General features: G+C 68.4%; 11 protein-coding genes. 4 read left to right on the top strand and 7 right to left on the bottom strand.

Translation table 11 applies throughout. The features are described 5' to 3' along the window. Positions 1 to 27: 27 nt before the first annotated feature. The 3 genes from HT102_RS07135 to HT102_RS07125 all read right to left on the bottom strand — a co-directional run bounded on the left by HT102_RS07135 (position 28) and on the right by HT102_RS07125 (position 1414). Positions 28 to 246 (bottom strand): PspC domain-containing protein, encoded by a 219-nt coding sequence (locus HT102_RS07135; RefSeq protein ID WP_223114716.1) that lies wholly within the window; start codon positions 244 to 246, stop codon positions 28 to 30. A gap of 190 nt (positions 247 to 436) precedes the next feature. Further along, positions 437 to 631 (bottom strand): Fic family protein, encoded by a 195-nt coding sequence (locus HT102_RS07130; RefSeq protein ID WP_192038702.1) that lies wholly within the window; start codon positions 629 to 631, stop codon positions 437 to 439. A gap of 117 nt (positions 632 to 748) precedes the next feature. Continuing rightward, the gene (locus tag HT102_RS07125; protein WP_192038840.1) at positions 749 to 1414 is read right to left on the bottom strand and encodes a class I SAM-dependent methyltransferase; all 666 of its coding nucleotides are present in this window, start codon (positions 1412 to 1414) and stop codon (positions 749 to 751) included. 223 nt (positions 1415 to 1637) lie between these two features. Between HT102_RS07125 and HT102_RS07120 the strand changes: the two genes are divergently transcribed. Continuing rightward, on the top strand, positions 1638 to 2777 hold the full coding sequence (locus HT102_RS07120) for a N(5)-(carboxyethyl)ornithine synthase (RefSeq protein WP_333473324.1): 1140 nt from the start codon (positions 1638 to 1640) through the stop codon (positions 2775 to 2777). 4 nt (positions 2778 to 2781) lie between these two features. On the opposite strand, the gene ychF is transcribed toward HT102_RS07120, so the two are convergent. Together ychF and HT102_RS07110 are read right to left on the bottom strand one after the other, a co-directional pair. Then, positions 2782 to 3861 (bottom strand): redox-regulated ATPase YchF, encoded by a 1080-nt coding sequence (ychF, locus tag HT102_RS07115; protein ID WP_192038701.1) that lies wholly within the window; start codon positions 3859 to 3861, stop codon positions 2782 to 2784. Positions 3862 to 3942: 81 nt separating this feature from the next. Beyond that, on the bottom strand, positions 3943 to 4422 hold the full coding sequence (locus HT102_RS07110) for a cupredoxin domain-containing protein (protein ID WP_192038700.1): 480 nt from the start codon (positions 4420 to 4422) through the stop codon (positions 3943 to 3945). Between the two features lie 269 nt (positions 4423 to 4691). Between HT102_RS07110 and HT102_RS07105 the strand changes: the two genes are divergently transcribed. Continuing rightward, positions 4692 to 5882 carry an AI-2E family transporter gene (locus HT102_RS07105; RefSeq protein ID WP_225443385.1) on the top strand — a complete coding sequence of 397 codons (1191 nt, stop codon included), beginning with the start codon at positions 4692 to 4694 and terminating at the stop codon, positions 5880 to 5882. A gap of 38 nt (positions 5883 to 5920) precedes the next feature. On the opposite strand, the gene HT102_RS07100 is transcribed toward HT102_RS07105, so the two are convergent. Both HT102_RS07100 and HT102_RS07095 read right to left on the bottom strand, forming a co-directional pair. Next, positions 5921 to 8953, bottom strand: coding sequence for an AAA family ATPase (locus HT102_RS07100; protein WP_192038698.1), 3033 nt, complete (start codon positions 8951 to 8953; stop codon positions 5921 to 5923). A 58-nt stretch (positions 8954 to 9011) separates the two neighbouring features. Then, positions 9012 to 10163, bottom strand: a complete 1152-nt coding sequence (locus HT102_RS07095) for an exonuclease SbcCD subunit D (RefSeq protein ID WP_192038697.1) — start codon at positions 10161 to 10163, stop codon at positions 9012 to 9014. 78 nt (positions 10164 to 10241) lie between these two features. Between HT102_RS07095 and HT102_RS07090 the strand changes: the two genes are divergently transcribed. Next, positions 10242 to 11432 carry a DNA recombination protein RmuC gene (locus tag HT102_RS07090; RefSeq protein ID WP_192038696.1) on the top strand — a complete coding sequence of 397 codons (1191 nt, stop codon included), beginning with the start codon at positions 10242 to 10244 and terminating at the stop codon, positions 11430 to 11432. Positions 11433 to 11455: 23 nt separating this feature from the next. Then, positions 11456 to 12160 carry a DUF6542 domain-containing protein gene (locus HT102_RS07085; protein WP_192038695.1) on the top strand — a complete coding sequence of 235 codons (705 nt, stop codon included), beginning with the start codon at positions 11456 to 11458 and terminating at the stop codon, positions 12158 to 12160. Positions 12161 to 12190: the final 30 nt, after the last annotated feature.

Raw genomic sequence — 12190 nt, 5'->3', positions numbered from 1 at the left:
TCACAGCAGCCCCACGGAGGTACTCGCTCACCAGCGAGGCGTGGCCGACGAGTCCTCCAGCGGGATCATCGCCCACATCACCAGATACACCAGCACACCGATGCCCAGCGTGCCCAGCAAGGAGACCAGCACGAACACCAGCCGGACCAGGTTCACGTCCCACCCATACTGCTTGGCGATGCCCGCGCACACACCACCCATCCAGCGACCGTCCCGGGTACGCCTCAACTGGCTCTGCATCGTCATGGCACGACCTCCATTGCTCGGAAACAGCGCGGCACCCGCCACGCCTTGTCATGCCACCCACGCTACGACGATCAGGGGCACGAGCGCATCGGGAGAAACCCCGAGGAGCACCCGGAAACGTGGGGCGTCAGGGCAATGGTCCCGCCCATCGTGCTAGCTCCACCGCTGTCTCGCTGTAGCCAATCGCCCCCTAGGCGAGATCGACGATGACATCGTCGGCATCGTCGTCGGGAGCCTCCAGGCGATAGCGATTCAATCCATAGACAACGAGCACGGCCAGCCATCCCAGGCGATTGCTGCCGTCGACCAACGGGTGGTTCCGCACGATCGACTCAAGGAGCGCTGCGGCCTCCTGCTTGCTGATGCCCGACCCGTCTCCGGGCACAGCGCTACCCGGTTGCTGTACTCGTGCCCATGGAGATCGAGGATTGGGGCATCACCCGGTTCTGCAACCGCGACACATCGGGCTGGGTGATCAACGTCGGGACATATACGTGAGCGCTCACTCCTGGCTACGGGCGATGATGATCGCCCCCGGGGCATCGTCATCAGGCCGGAAGACCGACTCGGACTCGATCCGGAAGCCGCTGTCGCGCAACCAGTCCGACATCGTGCTCACCTGTCGGAGGTGGGTATCGACACTGATCGGGCGGCCCGTATATCCAGTCGAGGTGTGCTCGATCCCTGCTCCGACGTGGAAACCGACGAGGAGGTAGCCCCCGGGTCGCAGGACGCGAGCGAACTCCGCGATCACCCCCGGCATGGCGTCGTCGGGAATGTGGACCGTGGACCAGAACGCAACGATGCCGGCGACCGAGTGGTCGTCCAGGTGGAGGCTCGTCATCGTCCCCGTCTCGAAGCGCAGACCAGGGTGGGCACGGCGCGCGATCGCGACCATCTCGGGCGAGAGGTCGATGCCGAACGCTGCGGCGCCCGAGTCGTGAAGATGCCGCGTCACGTATCCGGGACCACAACCGATGTCCGCCACCGGACCGCCGCCGTTGCGCCCCACGAGTTCCGCGAGCACGTCCAGATGTGCCCGAAGGTGCGGATGCTTCTCTAGCAGCCCTTCAACTCGCTCCGCGTACCCGGCGGCATCGGTGTCATACGAGGTCCTGGTTTCCGCGAGCCACGGGGTCGCCTCACTCGCCGCGTTCTCGTCCCCCATCACGAACCGGTCGCTTCGAACGCGGTGATGCCGAGGATCGTCACGCTCACAGCCTTGCGCATCGGCTGCGGCCCGTCAACGGCCAACGACTAGCAGCGACTTGCCCGGGCAGCATGCGCGTAAGATCGGGCCAGGAGCTACCCCTGGTTCCCCAATGATGGGAGCCCCTATTCCCGGCGCAGTTCTACCCACTGCCACTATCCCCACCCCTCCGAACAGCACTGTGCTCACCCTCGGGCTGCTCGCGGAGTCCTCGATGGAGAACGAGCGGCGGCTACCGATCCACCCCCATCACCTCGACCGGATCGAACCGGATCTCCGAGCGCGGATGATCGTCGAGCGTGGCTACGGTGCTGGCTTCCAGCTCGAGCCCGGCTACGTCGAGTCACGGGTCGGCAGGGTCGCGGATCGCTCCGAGGTGATCGAATCGGCTGATGTGCTGCTGCTACCGAAGCCCCAGGCCGCCGACATGACGGTGATTCCCGAGGGCAAGGTGCTGTGGGGGGGGCCGCACTGCGTGCAGGACGCCGGGCTGACGCAGACGGCGATCGACCGTCGGCTCACATTGATCGCGTTCGAGGCGATGCAGCACTGGAGCCGCCGCGGTGACTTCAGCCTGCACGTCTTCCACAAGAACAACGAGCTCGCCGGCTATTGCTCGGTGCTCGATGCGCTGCGTCTCACAGGATCGACGGGCGGGTACGGGCCACGGCTCAGCGCGGTCGTCATCGGCTTCGGAGCGACGGCACGAGGAGCCGTGACAGCGCTCAACGCCCAAGGCGTCCACGACATCCAGGTCCTCACCCAGCGCGACATCACGGCCGTCGGCTCCCCGATCCACGGCGCCCACATGGTCCAGCTCAACACCGGCGACGGCGAGGTCCATCTCAGCGAGGTGCTCACGGAGAACGGCAACGTCCTGCTCCCGGAGTTCCTCGCCTCGCACGACATCGTCGTCAACTGCACGCTCCAGGACGTCGCCGCGCCACTGACCTACCTGCGGACCGAGGACCTGAAGGGATTCGCTGCGGGCAGCCTGATCATCGACGTCTCGTGCGACGCGGGAATGGGCTTCGAATGGGCCACGCCCACCGGGTTCGACGACCCCATGTTCACCGTCGGCGACGGCGTCCACTACTACGCCGTCGACCACAGCCCCTCCTACCTGTGGAACTCAGCGACCTGGGAAATCAGTGCGGCGCTGCTGCCCTTCATGCGCACAGTCATGGACGGCCCGGCGACGTGGGAGAAGAACCTCACCATCTCCCGCGCGATCGAGATCCTCGACGGCGTGGTCCGCAACCCGAGCATCCTGAGCTTCCAGGCGCGGGAGGCGGCTTACCCGCATGTGCGGATTGCTTGACGGCCTAGACGTTGAAGCGGAAGTCCACAACATCCCCGTCAGCCATGATGTAGTCCTTGCCCTCCATGCGGACCTTGCCGGCGGACTTGGCAGCAGCCATGGAACCAGCGGCGACGAGGTCGTCGAAGGATACGATCTCGGCCTTGATGAAGCCGCGCTCGAAGTCGGTGTGGATGACGCCGGCGGCCTTGGGGGCGGTGTCGCCGCGGTGGATGGTCCAGGCGCGTGCTTCCTTGGGACCGGCGGTGAGGTAGGTCTGTAGCCCGAGGGTCTCGAAGCCGGCGCGGGCGAGGGAGTACAGGCCGGGCTCGGTCTGGCCGATGGTCTCGAGGAGTTCCATGGCGGATTCCTCGTCGAGCTCCTGGAGGTCGGATTCGACCTTCGCGTCGAGGAAGACGGCCTGGGCGGGGGCGACGGAGGCGCGCAGCTCGTTCTTGCGGTCCTCGTCGGTGAGCACGCCCTCGTCGGCGTTGAAGACGTACAGGAATGGCTTGGTGGTGAGCAGCTGGAGCTCGCGCAGCAGCGGCAGATCGATGCTGTCCTTCTGCGAGAAGAGGGTCTTGCCGCTGTCGAGGAGCTGCTGGGCTTCCTTGGCTGCCTCGGCGAGGGCGCGGCGATCCTTGTTGTTCTTGGCTTCCTTCTCGATGCGCGGCACGGCCTTCTCGAGGGTCTGCAGGTCCGCGAGGATCAGCTCGGTCTCGATGACCTCGATGTCGGCGAGCGGATCAACACGTCCGTCAACATGCACGACGTCGCCGTCGGTGAAGACGCGGACAACCTGGCAGATGGCATCGGCCTCGCGGATGTTGGCGAGGAACTTGTTGCCAAGCCCGGCACCTTCGCTCGCGCCCTTGACGATGCCGGCGATGTCGACGAACGACACGGTGGCGGGCAGGATGCGCTGGGATCCGAAGATCTCCGCGAGCTTGTCGAGGCGCGGGTCAGGCAGCTCGACAACGCCGACGTTGGGCTCGATCGTCGCGAAGGGGTAGTTCGCGGCGACGACATCGTTCTTGGTCAGGGCGTTGAAGAGGGTGGACTTGCCCACATTGGGGAGGCCGACGATTCCGAGGGTTAGGCTCACAGCTAGATCAGTGTACGGACTACTCCGTCACAGTCCTATTCGGCCTAGTCCCGCGCGCGCCGCCCCGCTGTGCGTCGCCTGTCACTCCTCGACGATCACCGTTCCAGTCATCTGTGGATGGATGGAGCAGAAGTAGGGATACTCGCCGGGCTCGGTGAACGTGAAGGACCAGGAGTCCTCACGGATGGTGGGGCTGCGGAACTGCTCGGGCGAGGGGTCGCGGCTGATGGCGTCGTGCGGGATCTGCCCATCGTCGAAGACCCAGGTGACGGTATCCCCGACGGAGATGGTGATGCTCGACGGGGCGAACTCGAAGCCGGAGACCCGGATCTCGCTCGCCGCGGTGGCCTCCGCTTCCCCGTCCGCGCCGTCCTCGCCCTCGGCTGCACCGTCCTCGCCCTCGGCGCCGTTCGCGGTCGCCGGTTCCGAGGCGGGCGCTCCGTACCCGCCTGCTGGCGCTCCATCCTCGGTGTCGCTTCCGCAGGCGACAAGACTGCTGGCAATGAGCAGCACGCTGCTCGCCGCGAGTGTCGCGCGCGTTCCTAGAATCCGTCGTGCCATGATCTGCCTCCGGCCGCATCGATCACACCGGCGCCCAGGCGCCCGGTCCTGGGTCCGAGCCTAGTGCCGATTGCCGGGTATGTCCTGAGCAGTACGATTTTCGTGCACCGATCATGGTGATGCGCATCAAAACGTGGTCGCTCCGGTGGCCGACAGGCCAGCATGGTGACAACATCGACCTGACTATCCGCTCACATCAGATGGGGCTTGAGGTGACTGCACAGGATCGGCCAGACCGTGCCGAGCGCGAGAGCGCGCTCGAGACCGCGTTGACGGCGCACGAGCCCAACCGCGCGACCACGACAGAGAACCCCCCGGACCGGGGCACGTTGATCGGCATCGGTGGCGGCTGGCTCGCCACGTGGAGCCTGCGCATCATCCTGATCGCGGCCGCCGCCTGGGTGCTCGGCTGGATCGTCGGCGAGTTCTGGGTGATCCTGCTGCCGATCTCGCTGGCATTGATCATCACCACGGTGCTGTGGCCCATCACCGCCCTGTTGCGCCGCGCCTACCTGCCGCCAGCGCTGGCGGCGCTCGTGACAATGCTGGGAGCCATCGGCGCATTCGTCGGCGTCATCGCGCTGATCGTGCCGTCGGTGATCAGCCAGGCTCCGGAACTGGCGAACCAGGCGTCCGGCGGCGTGCGGGAGATCCAGGCGTGGTTGCAGGGGCCGCCGCTGAACCTGCGCGAGGAACAGTTCACCGATTTCATCAATACCGTGGTCACGGGCATCCAGGACTCCTCGAGCGCCATCGCCTCGGGCGTGTTCACCGGCGTCGGCGCGGTGACGTCGGTGATGATCACGCTGGTGCTCACACTGGTGCTGTCGTTCTTCTTCATCAAGGATGGGCCCGGGTTCCTGCCGTGGATGAGCCGGGTCACCGGCTCCCCCGCGGCGCGCCATGTCGAGGAGGTCCTGTTCCGGCAGTGGCGCACCCTCAGCGGCTTCATCCGCACGCAGGCGATCGTCAGTTTCGTTGATGCCGCGTTCATCGGCCTCGGCCTGGTGATCCTGGGCGTTCCCCTCGCGGGCCCGCTGGTCATCATCACGTTCGTCGCGGGCTTCATCCCGATCGTCGGTGCATTCGTCGCGGGCGCCCTCGCCGTGCTGGTGGCGCTGGTCGCGAATGGTTGGATCACCGCGTTGATCCTGCTGGGCATCATCATCCTGGTGCAGCAGCTCGAGGGAAACGTGCTGCAGCCGGTGCTCCAGAGCCGCAGCATGAACCTGCATCCGGTGATCGTGCTGCTGTCGGTGACCGCCGGCTCGACGTTGTTCGGCATCATCGGCGCGTTCCTCGCGGTGCCGGTAGCGGCGATGGTCGCGGTGCTGGTGCGCTACATCGACGAGGTGATGACGCTCAAGAGCACCGGCAAGGACCTATGGGTGGATGGGGAGCTCAGCGACGAGATCGCGGAGAAACCCGCGTCATATCCCGAGGAGGCGGCCGAGGCCTAGCCCCGGCCTGGGCAACGGTGGTTTCGAGCTCCCGCCACCTAGCTGGGCGGGGGGCTGCTGCTGGGGGCGGTGCTGCGGATCGAGGACCCGTCTCGGTGCTTGCGGACATGGATGCGGGACGGGATCCTCTGCCGCATCTCGTCGACGTGGCTGACGATCCCGACGACGCGGCCCCCCGCGCGCAGCTCGTCGAGCACGCTCATCACCGCGTCGAGCGTGTCCGCATCGAGGGTGCCGAATCCCTCATCGATGAAGAGCGTATCGAGGATGGCGCCCCCGGATTCGGCGGCGACGACGTCGGCGAGACCGAGCGCGAGCGACAGTGATGCCATGAAGGTCTCGCCGCCGGACAGGCTGTTCACGGGCCTCAGGGTGCCGGTGTAGTCATCGCGGATGTCGAGGCCGAGCCCGCCTCGCTTGCCGTGGCGGCCACTGCTGTCGGAATGCTGGAACTCGTAGCGTCCAGCAGTCATGATGCGCAGGCGCTGCGATGCGGCCTCGGCGACCTCCTCGAGGCGGGCCGCGAGGACGTAGGACCGCAGCGACATGGTCCGGGTGTTCTCGCCGGTGCCGGTGATCACCTCGGTGAGGCGGATGAGCTGCTGGTGCTTGTCGTGCTGGTCGGCATGCTCGTCGAGCAAGGCCGTGAGCGCGGCGATGCTGCTGGCAGTGCGATCGCGCGCGTGGCGGGCCCGGGCAAGGTCCTCGGAAGCCTGATCGCTGGCGTCCTGGGCGAGGGCGAATGCTTCCTCGGCGGCCGCGACGTCACAGGGAGCCTGCTCCGCCGCCTGGTTCAGCGGTTCGTCGAGCATCGCGCGGGCCTGGATCCCCCGGTCGCGGTGCTGCCGCAGATCGGCCTCGGTCTCCTGGTGCCATGCGGGCGCGCGGAGCGCCGCTATCGCCGCGTCCACGGTGCCAAACCCTGCGTCCCGGGCCGCCTGCTCGCACTCGCTGGCTTGCTCGCTCACCCGGGACTCGAGGTCGTGCACGGACATCATGGCGTCGCGCAAGCCTGCGGCGGTGTCGACGAGCTCCTCGAGCCTGGCGGTGCGCGAAGGAATGTCAGCGTCGCTGCCGCGGGCCTCGTCGAGGATCACGGTCAGCTCCTGCGCGCGCTGATGCAGCGACACGTGCTGTTCCTCCAGGGCTGCGAGGGCTGTGCGCGTGGTCGCGAGATCCTCGCGCAGTGCCCCCTCGGTGGCATCGAGCTCGGTTCGCCGCAGCCGGAGCTGCTCGAGCATGCCAACTGCCTGCTGCGCCTGCTCGTGGCGGGCGGCGGCCTCGGTGTGCCACCGGTCGAGCTCGCCAGGCTCAGCGTCCCCGGTCCGTTCGCGCAGGCGCTCCACCTCGTGCTCGGCTGCCCGCAGCTCCTCGTGGCGGGCGTCGCGATCTGCGAGCGCCTCGGTTTCCGCGCGCGCCGCCTCGTTTTCCTCGTCCTCGCTGATGGTGTCCCGGCCAGGCGCCGTCGGAGCCGGGTGGTCGATGGAGCCACACACCATGCAGGGCTCCCCGTCGCGAAGCTGGCGCGCCAGCGCGCTGGCCATGCCGGAGATCCGCTGCTCGCGCAGGCGTTGCAACAGATCGCGGGCATCGAGGTGCCGGGCGTGCGCCGTGTTATGCGCCGCGCGCGCGTCCTCGAACCGGGCGACGGCCGACGGAAGCTTCCCCGCGGCGTCGCGGCGATCGACGAGCAGGGCAAGCTCGTTCCGCAAGGATTCCTCGGCGCGCGCGGTTTCCGCGGCCTCGGCCAAGGCGGCGTCAAGCTGCTCGCGCTCCGCGGGCATGCCCTCGATCCGCGCGGCCAGGTCGTCGCGACGCGCTTGGGCGGCCTGGATCCTCGTGCTGATCTTGCTCATCCGGGCGGCGGCGTCGTCCCGCTCGGTCGCGTAGCGGATCAGTCCCCGGAGTGCGCCGACCTCGGCGTTCCACTGCCCGATCGCCTCATCGAGCAGGCCTCGGGCCCGCGCATGCTGGCCATGCTCGAGGAGGCTCTCGATCGCTGAGCTGCTGGGCACTTCCTGGAGCACCTGCGCGTGCTGGTGCATCGCGGTGCGTGCCGCTGCCAGCCTGGTGCGCAGCTCGCCGAGCCTGTCGTTCGGGCTGGCGACCGCGCTGGCCCGCTGGGCTGCGCCCAGCTCCGCGGCGAGCGCGGTGATACGGCCAGATTCGAGCTCGAGCGCCTCGATCTGCTGCCGCGCCGCGGCAAGCGACGCGCGGCGCTGCGCGTTCTCGCGCGCCAGCGTCCGTGCTTCGTCGGCGGAGGCGAACGCGGCGGCCGCGCCTGCGCGGGCCTGTTCGGCATCCTGGGCCCGTGCGGTCACGACGGCGGCAACGGTGTCCATCCAGGCACGCACGTCATCGTTGCTCCCGGGAACGGGATGCTCGTCGGCAGCCAGGTCGGCCGCCGTGCCGATCGCGCTGATCCGCAGCTCCCGCTGGTGCAGGGCGTCGCGCATGCGCTGTTCGGACTCGCGGCGCCGATCGCGGAACCAGTTCTCCACGGTTCCGAACCGGTATGTGGCGAACAGGCTCTCGAGCAGCTTCTCGCGATCTTCGATGGGTGCGCGCAGGAACTCCGCGAACTCGCCCTGCGGCAGCAGGACCACCTGGAAGAACTGGTCCTTGCTCATGCCGAGGAGGTCGCTGACTGCACGTCCGATCTCGTCGATGCGCGTGAGGTGCTCGCCGGTGCCGGTGCTGCCATCCGGCGAGAGCCATTCCAGGCTCGCCCGGGCATTCTGGGTCGTGAAACCTGCGCCCCGGCGCTTCGGGCGCTGATGCTCGGGGCTGCGGATGAGGCGCAGGCGACGACCCTTGATCGTCGCGTCGAGCGTGACTCGCGGCGTAGCGTCCGGCGGCGCGTGGTGGGACAGGAACTTGTGCCCGCTGCCGCGCGCGCCAGGTGCCGCGCCGAACAGCGCGAACGCGACGGCATCAAGGATCGTGGTCTTGCCCGCGCCGGTTTGGCCGTGCAGGAGGAACAAGCCGTCGGCACCGATCTCGTCGAAGTCGACGCGTTCCGTGCCAGCGAACGGGCCGAAAGCCTCGATCGTCAGGGTGTGCAATCGCATAGGTGGTGACGGTGCTTTCTCTGGGGACGGTGCAGGGGTGTCGGTCGTGGCGACGGCGCTAGGGTGATCCCGCGCGCGCTTGCTGGAGCGCTTCCTCGACGAGATCCAGGTCCGCGGCGGTGGGCTCCCGCCAGGTATCGATGAGGAAGCGCCGAGCGATCTCCTTGTCGCTCGCCCCGCTCACCCGCTGCCGGTAGCTCGTTTCCTTGTCGCGCGCAGGGCTCTCCCATCGCAGGTGGACAAGGTGCGGGAAGCGCTCGCGCAGCACACGCATGGGATCGCGCGGTCGAACTGGGTCGGTGAGCACGGCGGAGAGGTAGTGGCTGGTGAGCTCCTCGAGAGCAGGCTCCGACAGTAGCTGCGCCACCGTCCCGGTCATCTCGCCCAGCGGCCGCGCGAGCGGCAGGGCTACCTCGGTGACATCGCGGAGCCCGTTCGCGTCCAGGTCGACGAGCCACACGGCCTTGCGGTCGCTGCGCTCACCGAACGAGTAGGGCACTGGGCTGCCCGAGTAGCGGACGCTCCGCGCGAGGACTTGCGGAGTGTGCAGGTGGCCGAGCGCCACGTAGTCGACATCACCGAAGACCGACATCGGGACGGTCTCCACCCCACCGACGCTGATCGTCCGCTCGGATTCCGACGGCACCGCGCCCGTGACGAACGCATGCGCGCTGACCACCGTGCGCAGGCGGTCAGCACCCGCGCTGGCTTCGCGGGCTTCGCGATCGGCGTTGATGCGAGCCATCGCGGCCGCAAGCACAGCTTCATGGGATCGCTCCGCGACGGCGAGCTCGCCGCGCACCACATCCGGCTCGAGGTACGGGATCGCATAGAACGCGACCGGTCCGTGCTCGTCCTCGATTAGGACGGGCACGTCGATCTCTGGCACCCGGGTGCGCAGGTGCAGCCCACCGGCCGCGGCGAACTCCGCCGCCGCGCCCACGCGCGTGGCGGAGTCATGGTTGCCCGAGGTCGCGATGATGCGGGCGCCCGCGTCGCGGATCCGCACGAACGCGTCGTTGCACAAGCGGACCGCGTCCGCGTTCGGCATCGCCCGGTCGTAGAGATCGCCCGACACCACCACGACGTCAACCCCTTCGGCCGCGACGATCCGCGCGATCTCCGCGAGCACCGCATCCTGGTCCGCGCGCAGGTCCACACCGTGGAAGGTGCGACCGATATGCCAATCGGAGGTGTGGAGGATCCTCATGGCGAACGAGAGTAGAGCACCACACCGACAATTCGGTGGTCCGTGTTTCTGTCGGTGCGAGCCGCCATGATGGCGACCATGAACGCGTTGACATTCCTCGCACTGCTCGTCGCCCTCGCCGCGGGGATCGGCATCGGCTGGCTCCTGCAATCAAGCCGCCATGGGCAGCGCCTCGCCTACGCCGAGGCCCAGCTGCAGGCGCGCAAGGACTCCGAGCACCTGCTCCGCGATTCGCTCACCGCGGCCAGCGAGGACTCGGCGAAGCGGCACTCGGGTGCCATGAACGAGCAGGTCCAGCACATCGTCGGGCCCCTGCGCGAGGCCGTGGGAACGCTGGCGGAACAGGTGCAGCGCGTGGAGCACAACCGGATCGCCGCCTACTCGGGGCTCATGGAGCAGGTAACGGGGATGCAGCAGGTCTCCCAGACGCTCAATACCCACACCGGCCAGCTCGTGCAGGCGCTCCGTGCTCCGCAGGTGCGGGGCCGGTGGGGCGAGATCCAGCTCCAGCGAGTGGTGGAGCTATCCGGGATGACCGAGCACTGCGACTTCAGCACCCAGGCGCACGCGACGCACGATGGGCCCGAAGGCTCGCGCGCTGTGCGGCCAGACCTGGTGGTGCACCTCGCCGGGGGCAAGAACATCGTGGTGGATGCCAAGGCGCCGCTCAGTGCGTACCTCGAGGCTCTCGAGGCTCGCGACGACAGCGAGCAGACCGCCCTCCTGCGCAAGCACGCTGCCCAGCTTCGCGCCCACATCGGGCAGCTGTCGTCCAAGTCGTACTGGGCCGCGTTCGACCCGTCTCCCGAGTTCGTGGTGCTGTTCATCCCCGGCGACCCGTTCCTCGACGCGGCTGTCGGTGCCGATCCCGAGTTGCTCGAGCACTCGTTCGCCCGCAATGTCGTGCTCGCGACCCCCAGCACCTTGGTGGCGCTGCTGCGCACGATCGCGCACACCTGGAAGCAGGAGGCGCTGTCCCAGGACGCCCAACGGATCCACCAGCTCGGCAGCGAGCTCTACAGCCGCCTCGGCACGCTCGCCAAGCACCTCGACCAGCTCGGTGGGCAGCTCGGGAAATCCGTGGAGGCATTCAACTCGACGGTCTCATCGATGGAATCCCGCATCCTCGTCACCGCCCGCAAGCTGCATGAGCTCCCCGCATTCCCCGCGGAACCGCCGTCGGTGAGCTCCGTGGACATGGTTCCCCGTGCGGTGACCCGATCCGACGGCACGCTGGCGTCGCTCGCGCCCGCGGAGCGCCTGCCGTGACGGCCGCCCGGTATGGTGCGAGAGTGCCTGACAACCGCCAGTTCTCCAGCCCGGTCCCCGCGGAGATGCGCTCCCTGCTCCCCCACCGCTCAGGCGTGCCCTGGTGGGGCGCGATCGCCATCGCGGTGGGCCTCACCATCGTCGGCGTCGTGCTCGACGCGATCCGCGGCGATGAGCTCACGCTGGTGTTCAGCGCGTTCTACTTCCTCGGCTGCACCGCTGCCGTCATCCTCGTGCAGCAGCGCGCGCTGTTCACCGCGATGGCCCAGCCCCCGCTGATCCTGTTCGCGGCCGTGCCGCTTGCCTACCAGGTGATCGTGCCGGAGAGCTCCGGTGGCCTGCGCACCCGCATCTTCGACCTCGTGATCCCGCTCGTGTCCCGGTTCCCGCTCATGCTGCTCGTGGCGGCAGTCGTCGTGGTGATCGGTGGCATCCGGCTGTTCCTGCCCCGGAGCACTCCGCAGCAACCGCGACGCGTCCAGCGGCCCGGTCGCGCGAGCCAGCGTCCCGGAAGCAGCGGGCCCGGGGCATCCCGCGCCGGGTACCCGCAGGCAGGATCTGCTCAGGCAGGAGCGCCCCGCGCGGGCACGAGCAGGCAGCATGGTGGACGTGCCGGCAACTACCCTGGCGGCACTTACGGGCAAGCGACACCGCGCTCCCCGCAGCATGAACCCCGCAGCGACAGGCCCGGCATCACAGGGCACGGCCCCAGCGACCCGCGCGGCTAGCAGCGCGTCGGCCCTGGGCCCGGGGACAAG

The organism is Lolliginicoccus lacisalsi, assembly GCF_014841105.1.
In the GTDB taxonomy this organism is placed as follows: Bacteria; Actinomycetota; Actinomycetes; order Mycobacteriales; family Mycobacteriaceae; genus Lolliginicoccus; species Lolliginicoccus lacisalsi.
Note: the sequence above shows the minus strand (reverse complement) of the source record. Positions and strands in the feature narration are given on the sequence as shown.